Below are 15,507 nucleotides of genomic sequence, written 5' to 3' on the forward strand. Positions count from 1 at the left end.
ATTATGAAATTACTTGATCGGGAACGCTCGGCCGACGCGCTGAGCGAAAAGGAAATCACGCTGTCCGATGTCATTGCCTTGTTGGGCGAGAACCGGCTTCTCATTGCGCTGACCACTGCGGCAATGCTGTTTCTCGGCGTGGCCTATGCGTTTTTCGCCACGCCATTGTACAAAGCCGATGTGATGATTCAGGTCGACAGCGACCCTGGCAGCGATACGCTCAACGACAACCTCGGCGACCTTGCATCCTTGTTCCAGAGCAAGGCGTCGACCGACGCCGAAATTGAACTGATCCGATCGCGGAGGGTGGCGGAAGAAACCGTCCGTAGTTTGCATCTCGACGTGAAGGCAACGCCGTACCGGTTTCCCTTAATCGGCGCGCTGGTCGCGCGGTATGTGACCGCAGGCGCTCCGGCGGATCCCGTCTTGGGGATGAGTCGTTTCGCGTGGGGCGGTGAGAGTCTGGATGTGACGCAATTCGACGTCCCCGCCGCGCTTTACGATCAGTCTTTCAGATTGATGGTGGAGGCGAACCAGGCATTCGAACTCCAGGGCCCGGATGGCCGCACGGTGCTGCACGGCCATGTTGGCGCCACGGCGCAGGGTATGACGCGGTATGGTCCGGTGCAACTGAGCGTGAACCGCATGGTTGCGCGCGCGGACACGTCGTTCAATCTTGCGAGGGCCTCGACACAACTTACGGCAGCGGATCTGCAAAGCGCGCTCAATATCAGGGAGAAGGCGAAACAGTCGGGCATTGTCGCTGTCTCGCTTGAAGGCGCGGACGCGGCGAGCGCCGCTGCGACCGTTAACCGTGTTGCGAGCATTTACGTTCAGCGAAATGTGGACAGGAAGTCTGCGCAGGCACAGCAGATGTTGCAGTTCCTCGGCGAACAACTTCCTCAGTTACGCGCGGACCTCGACGAAGCCGAGTCGAAATATAACGCGTTCCGCACTGAGAAAGGCACCGTCGATCTGGAGGCCGAAGGCAAACTCCTGTTGCAGTCAATCGTCGATAGTCAAACCAGGTTGATCGAGTTACAGCAACAACGTTCTGCGCTTGCACAACGGTACACGGTCGAACATCCCTCAGTGCAGGCTATCGACGCCCAGATTGCGGAACTGCAGAAACAGCAGGCTGCTTTCAATGAGAAAGTCGCTGCTTTGCCGAATGTTCAGCAACAGGAACTCCGTCTCCTGCGCGATGTGCGGGTCGATACGGACCTGTACACGAAGCTGCTGGATAGCGCGCAGCAATTGCGCGTATTAAAGGCGGGCCAGTTGGGGAACGTTCACACAGTCGACTACGCCGAGGTGGCCGAAAGGCCCGTGAAGCCGAAGAAAACCTTGGTGATTGCGTTGTCGGGTGTCATCGGTCTGCTGCTCGGATGCTCCGTCGCATTTGTGCGCAGCACGCTGAATCGCGGGCTCGAGACCCCGTCGGAAATCGAAGGCGCTGTCGGCGTGCCGGTATACGCGATCGTCTCGAAGAGCACGCGGCAGCGGGCGCTACAACAGGCGGCGCGTGGTGGCGTGCAGGGCTTGAACGTGCTCGCGGCGGTTCAGCCCGACGATATCGCGGTCGAAGGAATCCGCAGTCTGAGGACCGCATTGCAATTCGGCTTGCTCAAATCGCACAACAACATCGTGATGTTGACGGGGCCGCGGCCAGGAGTCGGCAAGTCGTTTCTCTCGGTGAACTTGTCCGCGGTGCTATCGGCAGGCGGTAAGCGCGTTCTGTTGATCGACTCGGACATGCGCCGGGGCGACGTGCACAGGTACTTCTCGCTTCCCAGCAAACCGGGCCTATCCGATGTGATCGGTGGAGTCGAACCGACCAGTGCTGTCCACCGTCAGGTTCTGCCGAACCTTGATGTACTGACGAGTGGAAGCGTGGCCTCCAGTCCGGCTGAAATGCTGATGAGCGATGCCTTCGGAAAATTGCTCGCGCACTTCAGCAAGCTGTACGACGTGGTGATCGTCGATTCACCGCCGGTACTCGCGGTGACCGACCCGGTGCTGGTTGCAAAACACGCGGGCCTGACATTGCTCGTTGTCCGTCACGGACGCCACTCGGCCGCCGAGCTCCAGGAAAGCACGCGACAACTGGGTAGCGCGGGTCGCGCCGTCGACGGCGTCCTGTTGAACGGTGTGCCCCATCGCGCCAGCGCGTATGGCGCATTCTCCGAGTATGGGGCGGAAAAGGCCAGGTAATCGATTTCAACAAACTGCCGCGGATCGGTGCGGTGCCTTCCACGACGGTCGTATCGCGTCACGTCCGGGTTCGCGAGGTCCGGCTCCAGCGGTCCGAGCGAACACAATTTGCCTACGGATATAGAAAAGAAATGGATTTTGAAACTGTTTCGGTAGTTGGCCTCGGCTACATCGGTCTGCCGACTGCAGCCGCATTTGCGGCGCGCCGCAAGCGTGTTATCGGCGTGGACATTAGTCAGCATGCGGTCGACACCATTAACCGCGGCGCCATTCACATTGTCGAGCCGGAACTCGACATGCTGGTGCACGCGGCGGTAACGCAAGGCTATCTGCGTGCGACCATCACGCCTGAGCCGGCAGATGCGTTCCTTATCGCGGTGCCGACACCTTTCTCGGACGGCTACAAACCGGACCTCCGTTTCATCGAGGCGGCGAGCCACGCGATTGCGCCGGTGCTCAAGAAGGGTGATCTCGTGGTGCTCGAATCGACATCGCCGGTCGGCACGACGGAACAGATGGCGGCCTGGATGTCGGAGCTCCGTCCCGATCTCACTTTTCCGCAACAGGCTGGCGAGCTATCCGACATCCGTATCGCACATTGTCCGGAGCGCGTGCTACCCGGTCACGTGATTCGGGAACTGGTTGAGAACGACCGCGTAATCGGCGGAATGACGCCACGGTGCAGCGAATTGGCACGCGAACTCTATCAAAGCTTCGTGCGCGGCGATTGCATCTTGACGGATGCTCGAACAGCCGAGATGTGCAAGCTTACCGAGAACTCATTCCGCGACGTGAACATTGCCTTCGCGAACGAACTCTCGATCATTTGCGATAAGCTCGATATTAACGTGTGGGAACTGATCCGGCTTGCGAACCGGCATCCACGTGTAAGCATCCTGCAGCCAGGCCCTGGAGTGGGAGGCCATTGCATCGCCGTCGACCCCTGGTTCATCGTCGATTCAGCGCCCGAGCAGGCGCGTCTGATTCGTACCGCGAGAACCGTCAACGACGCCAAGCCGGGCTATGTCATTGACCGCGTCGAGCGCGCTGCGCGACGCTTCAAGGAGCCGGTGATCGCATGTCTCGGGCTGGCCTTCAAAGCGAATATCGACGACCTGCGTGAGAGCCCGGCGGTCGAAATCGCTGACGAACTCGCGGAGAGATTCGCGGGGCAGGTGGTGGTCGTCGAACCCAATGTCAGAACCTTGCCCGCGGCGCTCGACGGTAAGGTGCGGCTCTGCGAATTGAACGAAGCGCTGTTGGAGGCGGACATCATCGTCATTCTGGTCGACCATGCGCAGTTCCGGCGCGTGGATCCAGTCCGCTTTCAGGCGAAGGTCGTGATCGACACGCGCGGCGTGCTGGCGCATGCGTAGCGCACCCCGTCCTTCAGCGTTCACATGCCGAGGCATCGCGTGAGCGATCAATCTGCAACGCGCGCAAATTCGGCGATGAAGGCGTCACGTATCCGTTCGAACTTCGTCGCCATGATGGTGTGGCAGGTCGGTAACTACCTCGTGCCATTGGCGACGTTTCCCTATCTGACGCGTGTGCTCGGCGCGGCGCATTTCGGCGTGCTTGGCTATGCGACGGCGATCGCTACGTACGGGATGCTTGTGACGGAGTGGGGATTCTTTCTCAGCGGTCCGAGGGCGGTCGTTGAACGGCGAGGGCAACCGGAGGCACTTAACGAACTCGTCTGGTCGACGATGATCGCCAAAGCATGCCTGTGCTCGCTCTCGTTCGCAGTTCTGCTGGTCGTTGCCTACTTTGATCGCAAACTGGCTTCGGTCTTTCCCGTGGTACTCGCTGCGTGGCCGATGGCGGTTGGCAATGTCTTTACATTGAACTGGTTATTGCAGGGACTCGAGCGGTTTTCGGCATTTGCGACCGTCGCACTGGCGGGCCGCTTTGTAGCCTTGCCGCTGACGTTCGTCTTCGTACGCCACAGTGACGATGTTGCGTGCGCAGCAGGAATCCAGGGGGGAGTCGCGGTTTTAACGGGACTCTTTTCTCTGATTGCCGCACGGCAACTGGGTGTTCTGCGCCTTCCATCAGCATCGCTGCGTTCGGTCTCCCAGCGTGTTCGGGAAAGCGCCGACATGTTCGTCTCGTCGGCGTCGGTGAGTCTTTTCGGCATAACGAACGCAGTTGTTCTCGCGTCAGTGACGACGCCGTATCAGGTGGGCATCTATACGGCCGCCGAGAAACTGAAGGCCGTGGCCAATATGGTGCCGGCTCAAATCAATACGGTTTGCTATCCGCGCATCGCGTCGCTGTTTTTCGCGCAACCCCGGTCGGCTGCCCGGCTCACGGCGATCGGTGCGCTTGCCATCGTGTCGACGACACTGGCCGGACTGGCGGTCATCGCCTATGTGTCGACACCGCTGACTACTTTGATTCTGGGTGCCGGCTTTGCGGGTAGTGCGTCGCTGCTCAAGCTGCTTTGCCTTGCAAGCGTGTTCGGCAATCTGGCCTATTTTCTCGGATTGCAAGTACTGGTGCCGTTCGGGAATGCCCGCGTGCGGTCGCTGTTGATGCTGGCGGCTGGCGCGCTGAACGTTGGCCTGGCAATTGTTCTGACGCCGCGTTTCGGCGCCGATGGCGCCGCGGTGTCGCTTCTTACCGCTGAGGCGCTGTTGCTTGCCGTGTATGTCTCGATGATCTTGAGCAAGCCAGTGCTGCGCCACCACTTTACCCAATTGTTGATTCGATGATGCCAAGCCTGGTCCCTGTTCATGTCATATCCCTGTCTCGTTCCGGCCGCCGCGATGCAATTGCCGGATTATTGGGTGACCATGACGCGCCATTCCGTTTCGAGGACGCTGTCGATGGGCGTTGCCTTACTCAGATCGAACTGGATGCCGCCTACGACGATGTTGCGGCTCGCCGTCGTTACGGACGCTCATTGACCCGTGCGGAAGTGGCGTGCTTTATGAGCCATCGCTCGGTGTGGCGCAAGATTGTTGAAACGGGTCGCGCTGCGGTAATCCTCGAAGACGATGCGATCCTCGAACCGGCATTCTTTGATGATGTGCTGCGTATCAACGAGTCCGAGTTGTCGGCCATTGCCGATATTGTTTTGCTTGGACAATCCAAGTTGCGCCGCTCAGAGTCATCGTGGACCTACTTCAACGAGCCGCTCAGACGAGTCACGGCGATTGGCGGACTGCGTGTCGGTGTTCCGTTCAAACAGTGGACATCGGGATCCGTGGGCTACTGGATCTCAGCGCGGGCGGCCAGTCAGGCTCTCGCCTATTCGGAAGGACCACTCGGCGCTTTGCTCGATGACTGGCCATGGCATCGCGACGAGGGCGGGGCTCGCGTAGCCGAATTGCGTCCCTATGCCGTGTGGGAGGATTTCGAACGGTTGCCAAGCAGTATCGAAGAGGAGCGTGGAGCAGGGATAAGATCGCGCGCGTCATTGCATGACGTAGCACTTTGGCCGATGCGTCTCTTGCGCACCGCGGCTCGTTGGAGCGTGGTTGCATTGCAGCGGTCGTCATCGGTGAGCCATGCGGCAAGCGCGCGCCATGACTGACGCCGTATTCGTGCAGCAGCGGAACCGATTGGCGGCGCATGAGCCGACTCGCCAGCCTGGAACGCCATTGATATGGATGGTGTTCGCGGGCGGACTCGCGCTATCGCCGTTCGCGGACTACCTGTCAGTCCTGGCTGCGCATGGAATCGAGAGCGCGGGCGCTGACGCGCGTTTCTCGCTGTTCGTGCGCGGAAGCATGGTGGGCGGACTGATACTGTTTATGCTCGCTGGCGGCCGGATAAGGTTTTCGAGTTGGCGTACGGCGCTACTGGCCGTGCTGGCGATCATCGCGTCGGCAGGGGCGGTCGTATTCGGGGATGTGACAAGCGCCGAGTTTACGCAGCAAGCTGTTTTCGTTCTCAAAGTATTCTCTTTTTTTGTCTGTCTCGCAGCGCTCTCGGGAATGAGCGACAGCCAACTTGAGAAACTCGAACCGATCGTGCGTTTGACGCTGTTTGCCTACACGTTGGCAATCGTGGTGGGCGCGGTGTTCTCGATCGATATGTTTCGCAGCTATTGGGCTGAAACGCAAATCCGCTCTGGTTACAAGGGCATTGTGTACGCGCAGAACGAAGCGTCCGCCCTGATGATCGTGGCGCTTGGCTATGGCCTGCTCAGAGTTTTGACGTCGGGCTGGACGGCATGGAATGGCGCTTTGGTCGGCAGCGTTGTGCTCGCTTCATGCCTTGTTGGCACCAAGGCGGCAATGGCGGGAGCGCTTGCCATGACATGTTCGTATTTGTACTGCCGACATCGGGTGCCGCAAGCGACCCTGCGCGCGGCGGCACTCGTTGCAGTACTGGTTGGCCTGGCGGGGGCCGTCTACCTGTCGCTGCCGGGCGTGCGAAGCGCCGTCGATCTCAGTCTGCAATATTTCATGTATCAGCATGACCACGCCGGCGAGGGCGGAATGCTCACCATGATTTTATCCGGGCGCGACGTCAAGTTTTCGAATGTATGGGACGAAGTGGCAAGCGAAGGCTTTGTGCCATTGCTCACGGGCGGCTATCCGGTAGTGCGCTATCTGGTTGAGATCGACGTGCCTGATCTGGTGCTGGCGATGGGTCTGCCAGTTTGTGTTCTGTATTTGTGGCGTGTTGGAAGGGCGTTCTTATATCGCGGAAACGGGGCCGTCCCGGGCTTTGGCAAATGGTTTTATATCGTCTTGATGGGAACGGCTTGCACTGCGGGTCATGTGCTTGTCTCTGCAATCGTCAGCCCATATCTGGCCATGATTGCTGTGCTCGTCGAGCGTGGCGCGGCAGATCGCCACCCTCTAACGAGAAGGTTGGACGATGAATAAGCGTCGGGACAATAACGCGCACTCGCTTCATGAATCAGTGTCGATGCGGGTGCTGCACGTGGGACCCGGACAGGGTCAGCGAGGTGGCATTGCATCTGTACTCGCTGAGCTGGGCGCGCAACGGGCGAGGTTTCTGCATGCCGGTGTAGGGGTGGCTATCTTCGAAACGCATGGTTTCCAAAGCCTGAGATCGCTATTGTGCTTTCTACTAGTCGATATTCCATGCTTTCTATTCGCGCTGCTCAAGGGTGTCGACCTGATTCATTTCCATGTGTCGGTCCGAGGTTCTTTCTACCGAAAATTCATGCTGTATCTGCTTGCGCGACTGTGCGGAAAAAAAACAATCTTTCATCTGCATGCAGGTAATTTCCAATATTTTTGGACCCGCAGTGGATCTGCCACTCGCAAAGCTATGTTGTGCTTCATTCGCGGAGCAGACGCCGTGGTAGCTGTGTCATCGGCAATTGCGGCGGAACTGCAGGTTCATCAGGGTGCTGCGCATGATCTGCATGTAATCGGGAACACGGCGTATAGCGCTGAATTGGCGGCAGGCGCGGCTTTGCGGGATTCCCCAGGCGCGACGGGCGCGGACGTGATGCCATACGTCGCTTTTGCCGGCAGATTCACGGAGGGCAAGGGGCTCGACGAGTTGCTGAGGGCGATTACGTCGCTGAAACGACAGGGCGTCGAGGTTGAACTGCGGTTGGCGGGCGCCGGCGATATGGATAGATGGAATCGTGCAGCGATCGATTGCGGCGTGAGTGAGCGGGTGCGCTTTGTCGGATGGTTACAGGGCGATGCAAAGCTCGCGTTCTATCGCGACGCGGCCGTATTTTGCATGCCGAGTCATTTTGAAGCGTTCGGCATCTCGACACTGGAGGCGATGTTTATCGGTCGCCCAGTGATCGGTACGCGAGTCGGTGGGTTCCTCGATCTGGTCGAGGAGGGGGTGACGGGCTACCTCGTCCGTTGCGGCGACGCTGACGAGCTGGCGGAAAGAATCCGGCAGGTGGTCGAAAGCCCCGATCTTGCACGCGCAATGGGGCGGCAAGCGGTGTCAAGAGCCTTAAGCCGTTATTCGGTTGACGCGATTGTCGGTCAATACGTTCGATGCTATCGGAAAGTGGGTGATTTCCAACGGGAGGGGCTTATATGAGTTATGGATGGTTGCTGATTTGTCTTCTGGGAAGTTTAAGTATTGCCCGCGCCCAGGATATCGGAGTCGCGTGGACCGATCCGCAAATGAGCGCGTTGACGAGCACGTACGACAAGCTGTTCTCGACGGCGTGGAAGGATGGTATCGATGCAGGCATTGGCGTTCAGGCAAATCCCGGCGGTATCACCGTGGTCGACGACCCGGTGGTTGCCGGACGCAAGGCCTTGCGTATTCATATGACTCGATCCGAAGACTTTTCGAAGATCGCGAACGGCGTTCCTCGAGCGGAGTTGATCTTTCCGCGAGCGGTGAGTTTTTCGCAGGGAACAGACTATCTGATCAGATGGAGCACGTTCATACCCGTTGGTTTCACTTTCGACGCTAGGCAGGCGGTCATTATCACCCAGGTACATCAAGGTGAATGGACCGGCGGCCCAACGATCGCGTTGAGTTTGCAAGGTAAGCAGTACGCCATTTCGGAGCGTGGAGGGGCGAATACAGCGACTGTTTCCGCCGGCAAGTGGCTGTGCTGCGCGGACGCTGACGAGGGCAAGTGGGTCAACTGGTCGCTGCGCTATGTGGCCGACGATTCCGGTCACCACGCTTCGACCCAGTTGTGGAGGGACGGACGGTTGGTGTTTGCATCGCAAGGGGTACCGAATGCCTACATGGGTGTGCAGGACGCGTATTTGAAAATGGGACTGTACAAGTCTGGGTGGAATGGTTCTGCGTCCGATGTCAGCGAGATTACGTTGTTTTTTGGACCGGTTTCGGTGTCGAAGAAATAAAGGCAACATCCGCGACACGCTATTCATGTGTGGGATGTCAAAGAACAGGCAGAGTGGCTTTATGAAGCGCATTGAAGTATTTGGATGTCCTATGGATGTGGCGACAATGGACGAAACGGTCGCCGCGATTTTGAATCGAGTTATTGCTAGACGCTTCACCCAGCACGTCGCGGTCAATGTGGCGAAGCTCGTACATATGCAGGCCGACACCGAACTGGCAAAGTCGGTCCAGTATTGTGACCTGATCAGTATCGACGGGATGGGCGTGATCTGGGCGGCGCGGATGCTTGGTCACGAGGTGCCTGAACGTGTTGCCGGCGTCGATCTGTTCGACAGGTTGCTAGCGGAGGCGGCGAGGCTAGGGCTTCCGGTGTATTTGCTCGGCGCGACCGACGAGGTGGTCGCACGCGTGGCCACGATATGCACGGCCCGCTATCCCGGTCTGCGAATCGCGGGATATCACCACGGTTATTTCGGCAATGACCAGCAATCCGTTGTCGACCGGATTCGCGAGTCGGGCGCGCGACTGCTGTTCGTGGCGATTACCTCGCCTACCAAGGAGAATTTCATCAACCGCTGGCAAGCGGCGCTCGGCGTCGATTTCGTGATGGGGGTAGGCGGAACGTTCGATGTCGTGGCCGGTAAAGTCAACCGGGCACCTCGCTGGATGCAAAGGGTGGGTCTGGAATGGTTCTTTCGCGTCCTGCAGGAGCCGCGTCGTATGTGGCGCCGCTATCTGGTCACGAACAGCAAGTTCGCACTTATGTTAGGTAAGGCGCTAATCGTCCAGCGGTAACCGGGGCGAGCCAATCGCGCGCACAGTCAATCAAGGAAGTCTTTCGTGTTGTACATCTATCGCGTAGCGCATCTACTTCATCGTCTACATGTGCCTTTTTTGCCGTGGGCGCTAAAAGTCTTTAACCGCGTGGTCTTTTCTGTATCCTTGCCACCGTCTGTCATAGTCGGGCGAAATGTGGTGTTCGGCTATCAGGGACTTGGCATCGTCGTGCATCGGCACGCGGTGCTCGGTAGCGATATAGTCATTGCACCCAACGTAGTGATTGGGGGCCGCGGGCAGCCAGGTGCGCCGGTTATCGAGGATAACGTTCTAATCGGTGCGGGTGCATGCATACTGGGGCCGGTGACGATCGGGCGGAATGCGAAGATCGGCGCGAACGCCGTGGTCACGTTCGACGTGCCGCCGCATGTCACGGTAGTCGGCGTCCCGGCTCGAATCGTCCAGCCGCGACAAAGCGGTTAACCGCTTTCCCAGATACCCTCACCCCCTCCTCACCATCAAAAACCCCACCCCAATCGCCGCCAGAAAACCCCCACAACACCGGTTGAACCATCGCCGCACCGTCGCACGGACCAACCATTTCCCGAGATACATCCCCGCCCACGAATACAATGCGATAGCAAACCATTCCAGCACCAGAAAACTGATGCCCAGCACCGCGAACTGCGGCAGCATGGGCTTGGCGATATCGACGAACTGCGGCAAAAACGCGGTGAACACCAAAATGGCTTTCGGGTTCCCGGCGGCCACGAGGAACTCCCGGCGCGCGACCCGTGCAAGCGAGGCATCGTCCTGTTGCGTCGTGTCGATGGTCGGCGCGTCGCTGCGCCACAGCTGGATGGCGAGCCAGATCAGATAAGCAGCGCCGGCCAGTTTGATGGCCAGAAAGAACCACTCCGAAGCGTGCAACACAACCGCAAGCCCCGTTGCGGCAAGCACGAGCATCAAGGCGAAAGCGACGAGGCGGCCCGTGCCGCCGACGAACGCGGTCATGAAGCCATGACGCGCCGCCACATTGATCGACAACAGATTATTGGGGCCGGGCGCCAGATTGATCGCGAAACAGGCGGGTAGAAAAAACAGCCAGGCGGTAATGGACATGACGGCTCGCACGGTGAACGGACGTTGGGGATCCATCGCACGGCGCAACGGCAGCCCGCGCGATACCCTCTGGCCTATTGTAGCGAAACCGGTTCTAACTCACGCTGCCGGCGTCCTCAATTCACCGCTTTGACAAACCCCGGATCGCCGATCAACGCGTCGACGTTCAGCCTGACCGTGTCTTCGATGGCGATGGTGTTGCTAGTGAACTTGGGCGATTTTTGCTTGACCGTCTTGGTGGTGGAAAACACCACCTTCTGAGTCGTGGCATCGGTCACCACATAGCGCATCTTGAGCGTCCAGAACGCCGGCGACCGCGTGTCGTCCACCGAGAATTTCTCGATGCTGCCGCTGAGAACCCGTTTGCCTGCGTCGAGATGAAAACCGGCGATTTTCAGGCGGTTCACAATGCCGTCGCGCACGGTTTCATTGATATCGTCTTTGAGCACGATGCCCGTCATTGCCGTGTTTTCGATGCGGTTCGGCGAGACCTCTCCATTGCGGGCCGGCATATAGGGGAAGTCACGGGCAGGGGCGACGCTAAGCCAGCCGGTTGGATGCGCCGCCGCGCGCGGCGTGCTGTTCAGGCCAAACCACGACCAGGAGCAGGCGGACAGCATCAACGGCAGCGCGATCGTGCCGCAACCTTTGAGCACGGTTGTCGTCAAGGGGGAGTGCGTGTGACTGAGCGATGGCGGCGCAGACGCGCTCCGGCGCGGCGACTCAGGCGCTGTGCTGGAAAAAGCGGCGGTCGAAGTCAGAGGAGTTACCCTTTTAGATTGAGTCATTCCGGGGAATAAACGACATGGTAACAGCGGCCCGGCCTCGTACATCTCTTAATGACATCGTGACCCGGATTCACGCTGGTTTCAAGCGGGCGTGCTCATCATAACCAGCAGGCGCTGCGATAAACACCGTGTCAATAGAGGATCACTGTTACGCGCGCGTCCTGGGACCGGTCAGATCGATGCGGTAATCGTTATCTCACGACAATAACAGTCGCGTGTGACAACCCCTCGGGTCAGTCACGCACATAGCCTGCTGGCAATCCTGATAGCGACGCGTGAGCTTGCGATAGTGCAGAGTTTGAGGCGCGTACGCCCACTGTCGATTTGCGGTTCGGTTGGTGCGTGCCCGTACTTAACGCGAGGGTTCAATATTACTAAGTATGGCAAAACAAATGGGTGGAGGCGTCGACTGCTATCAGATCAATCCGTTCGCATTTCGGCCGGGCGAAGTCTTGAGCCTTGACGATACGATCTTCTATACCGACTGCTGGCGAACTCGCACGCAACAGAGGGCGTGTCACGCCGAGCCGTCAGAAGAACCCGGCTTTCCCCTGCGTCATATCCACCAACGCTCGCTGAGCGTCATCCACCGCGGTGATGGGCAGACGGATCGTCATCTTCACGAGCATCGCGTAAGCGCTGTCCGCAAGCGTATAGCCTTCGGCGTCGATCCATCGGCGCACTTTCGCCTCGTCGGCGTAGCTGACTTCGACGGTCAGCGAAACCTGCGCGATCCGCTCGACGCGCGGCGCATCCAGTAAAGCCGAAGCAATCGCATCGGTGTACGCGCGCACGAGCCCGCCGGCGCCGAGCTTCACGCCGCCGTAGTAGCGCACGACGGCGGCCAGCACCCCGTCCAGATCGTGATGCCGCAAGACTTCCAGAATCGGCCGGCCGGCGGTGCCGGAGGGCTCGCCGTCGTCGGACATGCCGGACTGGCCGCCCGCCAGCAAGGCCCAGCAGACGTGCGTCGCGGCGGGATGCTCGTCGCGCAGACGCCGCAACTCGGCCATCGCGGCGTCGCGGTCGGCGACCGGTATCGCGTATGCAATAAATCGACTCTTGCGAATCTCGAGTTCCGCGCTCAGCGCCGCGGGCAAGGTATAAGTGGGCAAGGCAAAGACTTCGGTGGATGAAAGAACGCGGCCGCACGCGGCGCCGTGCCCGCCATGGTAACGGATCGGCGGCCGCGGACGGATTCGGCCTGCCACGCATGAGCACGTTGAGCACGGACATTGTCGCCTTGGTTTGCCGCGCTCTGGCGCCTACGCGCCGCGCGTCAATCGAATTGCGGGCATTCGTCTACAATCTTTCGCTGAACGCCACGCGCTCGTCCGCGACAATCAGCGCGTCACCAAGGAGACAGCATGCTTGACCTATCCACGTTGGGGACTTTCGTTGCCGTCGTACTCGGGCTCTTTCTGATTCCGGGTCCTGCCGTGCTGCTGGTTTTGACGCGCACCGTGCATGGCGGTCGCAAGGCCGGTATTCTCACCGGCCTCGGTATCGCGGTGGGTGATTTCATTCATACGCTGGGCGCATCGGTCGGCCTCTCGGCGCTGCTGATGACTTCCGCGCTCGCCTTCAACGCGGTGAAGTTCGTCGGCGCGGCCTACCTCGTCTATCTGGGCATTCGTGCATTGCGCGAGAAGCAGGCGAGTGCGCATATGCCGGCGGTGGCGCCGGTGTCGGCCTCGAAGGCGTTCTTTCAGGCCATTCCCGCCGAAGTGCTGAATCCCAAAACGGCGCTATTTTTTCTCGCGTTCCTGCCGCAGTTCGTTCATCCCGAACACGGCTCCACGTTTCTGCAATTCACCACGCTCGGGCTAATCTTTGTCGGCATGAGTGCGCTTTATACGACGCTGATCGTATTGACCATTCGTCCGCTGGGCAAATTCGTCAGGCGCCTGACCTGGTTGACGCGCTGGCAGAACAAGATCATCGGCGTGCTGTTCATTTCGCTTGGCCTGCGCGTGGCGACACAAACGCGTTGAACGATGCGCGCGCTTGTTTCGCGCCGTCACGACAGGAGAGTGGGCCCCGCGCTCTGACTAGATGTTGCGGCGCTGTCGCCTGAGACGGCCTTCGCGCGCGTATTCCATCTGACCTTCGGTACGAACCGCAACTCTTTCCTGCGCGGCGCGGCTCATCTGCCGCGTGTCGTCGATATCGCCCACACGCAGCACTTCCTGAGCGATCCTGATGCGCAGAGTCATCAACGGTTCGCCGCGTTCTACCAGCGCGCGGTCCGCTGCGCGAGCTTGCTGGACGCCGCAATCGATCAGGTTGCGCAGCTCCAGCAGCGTAAGCCGCTGCCGCTGGATTTCGAGGATGAGCCGCTGAACGGCCTGCTCGTCGCGCGTGCGCCACCAACCGCGCAGGTCGGCGAGCGTGGGAGGATCGAAGGATGGAAGACGCATTGCTCAGACAAAAAGTACTGTATATATGTACAGTATATCCCGTCTTTTTACGAACGCGCGTAGAGCGCGTTCGCAGGTTCACTTCCTCCGCGCGAGGCGGCTCAAGTGTTCAACACAGCGCGAGCATGATGGACGTGGAGACCACGATGATGAAAAGACACGTGGCGGTAAGAATGTCGTAGGGATAGCGCATGCTGTATGACCATCTGACGTGGCGGGTTGTAGGGCCATCATAGGGATAAGCGCGCCGGGCGACTGTTAAGCTTTGCAAGACGTGGGGCGCGGGTGGGCGCCATGCGTCTGCATACGATCGGAGAGGTAAACATGAGCGATGTCGCATCTCGCGCGATCACGCGCGCACCGGAAATCGAGTTCTGGTTCGACTTCGGCAGTAACTACAGCTACCTCAGCGTGATGCGCATCGAGGCTCTGGCCGCGGCAAGGGGCTTGCGAATCGGCTGGCGCCCATTCTTGCTGGGGCCTGTTTTCCGCGACCTCGGTTTCGACAATTCACCGTTCGTGCTGCAGAAGGACAAGGGCGCGTACGTATGGAAAGACATGGAACGGCAATGCCGCAAATATGGCATCCCGCTGAAGCGCCCCAGCACGTTTCCACGTGCGGCGCTCCTCGCCATGCGCGTGGCGCTGCTCGGCGCGGAGCGCGAATGGATCGCGGCGTACTGTCGCCAGATCATGCAACTGAACTTCGCGCATGACCGCGATATCGGCTCGTTGGAGGTGGTGAGCGAGGCGCTCGAGGAACTGGGATTGCCGGCCCGGCAGATCATCACCGAAGCGCAAAGCGACGCGAACAAACTGCGCCTGCGTGAGCAGACCTCGGCGGCCGCGGCACGCGGCATTTTCGGCGCCCCGACGTTTTTTATCGGCGATGAAATGTTCTGGGGCAACGACCGGCTGGATGATGCATTGGAGTACTGCGAGTCGATTGCCGCGCGTGGCTAGCGCAATGCATGCGCCGCGTGTGCTCGACCCTGTCGCGTGCTATTCGTCACCGTGCTGGCAGAAGCGCCGGCCCGGAACGTGCGAAACGACAGCCTGAGCGATTTCAAGCGGGGTGCTCTCGGCGGGCACCACCCGGCGACATGATTCGGGCGTGTGCTTCATGGTCCATTCGACGAGCCGGTAAGAACGTCCCCAAGGATGCTGCAGCGGGTCCGAGACCTTGCACGAGTGAATCTGGTGGACCCATTCGTTGCCGGGCATGGCGCGCAGATGCTCGAATACCGTGTTTTCATCCATGGTTTGACTCCTTCTTCGCGGGCCTGCAGCCCGTCTTATCGCGCGTCGTCGACACCCTTGAGAAAAAGCGCCGCCGATGTTCTGGCGGCTTCAACAGGGGATGTTGTGCCTCATGGTTACAGCAAAGAATTAAGCGA

16 protein-coding genes are annotated in these 15,507 nt (G+C 59.5%); 11 read left to right on the forward strand and 5 right to left on the reverse strand.

Annotation, left to right across the window (positions count from 1 at the left end):
* Positions 1-3 precede the first annotated feature (3 nt).
* The 9 genes from AC57B1_RS26060 to AC57B1_RS26100 all read left to right on the forward strand — a co-directional run bounded on the left by AC57B1_RS26060 (position 4) and on the right by AC57B1_RS26100 (position 10,263).
* The gene (locus AC57B1_RS26060) at positions 4-2,214 is read left to right on the forward strand and encodes a polysaccharide biosynthesis tyrosine autokinase (protein WP_496419103.1); all 2,211 of its coding nucleotides are present in this window, start codon (positions 4-6) and stop codon (positions 2,212-2,214) included.
* 131 nt (positions 2,215-2,345) lie between these two features.
* On the forward strand, positions 2,346-3,590 hold the full coding sequence (wecC, locus tag AC57B1_RS26065) for a UDP-N-acetyl-D-mannosamine dehydrogenase (RefSeq protein ID WP_091802943.1): 1,245 nt from the start codon (positions 2,346-2,348) through the stop codon (positions 3,588-3,590).
* A 39-nt stretch (positions 3,591-3,629) separates the two neighbouring features.
* Positions 3,630-4,931 (forward strand): flippase, encoded by a 1,302-nt coding sequence (locus AC57B1_RS26070; protein ID WP_496419104.1) that lies wholly within the window; start codon positions 3,630-3,632, stop codon positions 4,929-4,931.
* The gene (locus tag AC57B1_RS26075; RefSeq protein WP_496419105.1) at positions 4,928-5,755 is read left to right on the forward strand and encodes a glycosyltransferase family 25 protein; all 828 of its coding nucleotides are present in this window, start codon (positions 4,928-4,930) and stop codon (positions 5,753-5,755) included. The genes AC57B1_RS26070 and AC57B1_RS26075 overlap by 4 nt, the downstream gene beginning before the upstream one ends.
* The gene (locus AC57B1_RS26080; protein ID WP_496419106.1) at positions 5,748-7,058 is read left to right on the forward strand and encodes an O-antigen ligase family protein; all 1,311 of its coding nucleotides are present in this window, start codon (positions 5,748-5,750) and stop codon (positions 7,056-7,058) included. The genes AC57B1_RS26075 and AC57B1_RS26080 overlap by 8 nt, the downstream gene beginning before the upstream one ends.
* A gap of 151 nt (positions 7,059-7,209) precedes the next feature.
* Entirely contained in the window at positions 7,210-8,214 is a 1,005-nt protein-coding gene (locus AC57B1_RS26085; RefSeq protein WP_496419107.1) for a glycosyltransferase family 4 protein, read from the forward strand.
* Positions 8,211-9,002, forward strand: a complete 792-nt coding sequence (locus AC57B1_RS26090; RefSeq protein WP_408347931.1) for a heparin lyase I family protein — start codon at positions 8,211-8,213, stop codon at positions 9,000-9,002. Before AC57B1_RS26085 ends, AC57B1_RS26090 begins: the two co-directional genes overlap by 4 nt.
* Positions 9,003-9,063: 61 nt before the next feature.
* Complete coding sequence (locus AC57B1_RS26095) at positions 9,064-9,798, forward strand: WecB/TagA/CpsF family glycosyltransferase (protein ID WP_494410814.1); 735 nt, start codon at positions 9,064-9,066, stop codon at positions 9,796-9,798.
* A gap of 45 nt (positions 9,799-9,843) precedes the next feature.
* Positions 9,844-10,263, forward strand: a complete 420-nt coding sequence (locus tag AC57B1_RS26100) for a serine O-acetyltransferase (RefSeq protein ID WP_408299582.1) — start codon at positions 9,844-9,846, stop codon at positions 10,261-10,263.
* 18 nt (positions 10,264-10,281) lie between these two features.
* On the opposite strand, the gene AC57B1_RS26105 is transcribed toward AC57B1_RS26100, so the two are convergent.
* The 3 genes from AC57B1_RS26105 to AC57B1_RS26115 form a co-directional block, all read right to left on the reverse strand.
* Entirely contained in the window at positions 10,282-10,902 is a 621-nt protein-coding gene (locus AC57B1_RS26105; protein ID WP_408182322.1) for a LysE family translocator, read from the reverse strand.
* A 116-nt stretch (positions 10,903-11,018) separates the two neighbouring features.
* Positions 11,019-11,558, reverse strand: coding sequence for a hypothetical protein (locus AC57B1_RS26110; protein WP_408348456.1), 540 nt, complete (start codon positions 11,556-11,558; stop codon positions 11,019-11,021).
* A 662-nt stretch (positions 11,559-12,220) separates the two neighbouring features.
* Positions 12,221-12,805 (reverse strand): IMPACT family protein, encoded by a 585-nt coding sequence (locus tag AC57B1_RS26115; RefSeq protein ID WP_496419108.1) that lies wholly within the window; start codon positions 12,803-12,805, stop codon positions 12,221-12,223.
* Between the two features lie 252 nt (positions 12,806-13,057).
* Between AC57B1_RS26115 and AC57B1_RS26120 the strand changes: the two genes are divergently transcribed.
* Positions 13,058-13,684, forward strand: coding sequence for a LysE family translocator (locus tag AC57B1_RS26120; protein WP_496419109.1), 627 nt, complete (start codon positions 13,058-13,060; stop codon positions 13,682-13,684).
* 57 nt (positions 13,685-13,741) lie between these two features.
* Here AC57B1_RS26120 and AC57B1_RS26125 read toward each other — a convergent pair whose 3' ends face one another.
* Positions 13,742-14,110, reverse strand: a complete 369-nt coding sequence (locus tag AC57B1_RS26125) for a hypothetical protein (RefSeq protein ID WP_496419110.1) — start codon at positions 14,108-14,110, stop codon at positions 13,742-13,744.
* Positions 14,111-14,434: 324 nt separating this feature from the next.
* On the opposite strand from AC57B1_RS26125, the gene AC57B1_RS26130 reads away from it, so the two are divergent.
* Complete coding sequence (locus AC57B1_RS26130; RefSeq protein ID WP_496419111.1) at positions 14,435-15,073, forward strand: 2-hydroxychromene-2-carboxylate isomerase; 639 nt, start codon at positions 14,435-14,437, stop codon at positions 15,071-15,073.
* 39 nt (positions 15,074-15,112) lie between these two features.
* On the opposite strand, the gene AC57B1_RS26135 is transcribed toward AC57B1_RS26130, so the two are convergent.
* On the reverse strand, positions 15,113-15,370 hold the full coding sequence (locus tag AC57B1_RS26135) for a DUF2866 domain-containing protein (RefSeq protein WP_091802919.1): 258 nt from the start codon (positions 15,368-15,370) through the stop codon (positions 15,113-15,115).
* Positions 15,371-15,507: the final 137 nt, after the last annotated feature.

It is taken from the genome of Paraburkholderia sp. BGA-UO-ETr-F21 (assembly GCF_059567925.1).

Coding starts and splice junctions, on each gene's coding strand:
- AC57B1_RS26105 (WP_408182322.1), bottom strand. CDS start 10,902: ATGTCCATTACCGCCTGGCTGTTTTTTCTACCCGCCTGTTTCGCGATC.
- AC57B1_RS26075 (WP_496419105.1), top strand. CDS start 4,928: ATGATGCCAAGCCTGGTCCCTGTTCATGTCATATCCCTGTCTCGTTCC.
- AC57B1_RS26120 (WP_496419109.1), top strand. CDS start 13,058: ATGCTTGACCTATCCACGTTGGGGACTTTCGTTGCCGTCGTACTCGGG.
- AC57B1_RS26060 (WP_496419103.1), top strand. CDS start 4: ATGAAATTACTTGATCGGGAACGCTCGGCCGACGCGCTGAGCGAAAAG.
- wecC (WP_091802943.1), top strand. CDS start 2,346: ATGGATTTTGAAACTGTTTCGGTAGTTGGCCTCGGCTACATCGGTCTG.
- AC57B1_RS26135 (WP_091802919.1), bottom strand. CDS start 15,370: ATGGATGAAAACACGGTATTCGAGCATCTGCGCGCCATGCCCGGCAAC.
- AC57B1_RS26095 (WP_494410814.1), top strand. CDS start 9,064: ATGAAGCGCATTGAAGTATTTGGATGTCCTATGGATGTGGCGACAATG.
- AC57B1_RS26090 (WP_408347931.1), top strand. CDS start 8,211: ATGAGTTATGGATGGTTGCTGATTTGTCTTCTGGGAAGTTTAAGTATT.
- AC57B1_RS26130 (WP_496419111.1), top strand. CDS start 14,435: ATGAGCGATGTCGCATCTCGCGCGATCACGCGCGCACCGGAAATCGAG.
- AC57B1_RS26080 (WP_496419106.1), top strand. CDS start 5,748: ATGACTGACGCCGTATTCGTGCAGCAGCGGAACCGATTGGCGGCGCAT.
- AC57B1_RS26125 (WP_496419110.1), bottom strand. CDS start 14,110: ATGCGTCTTCCATCCTTCGATCCTCCCACGCTCGCCGACCTGCGCGGT.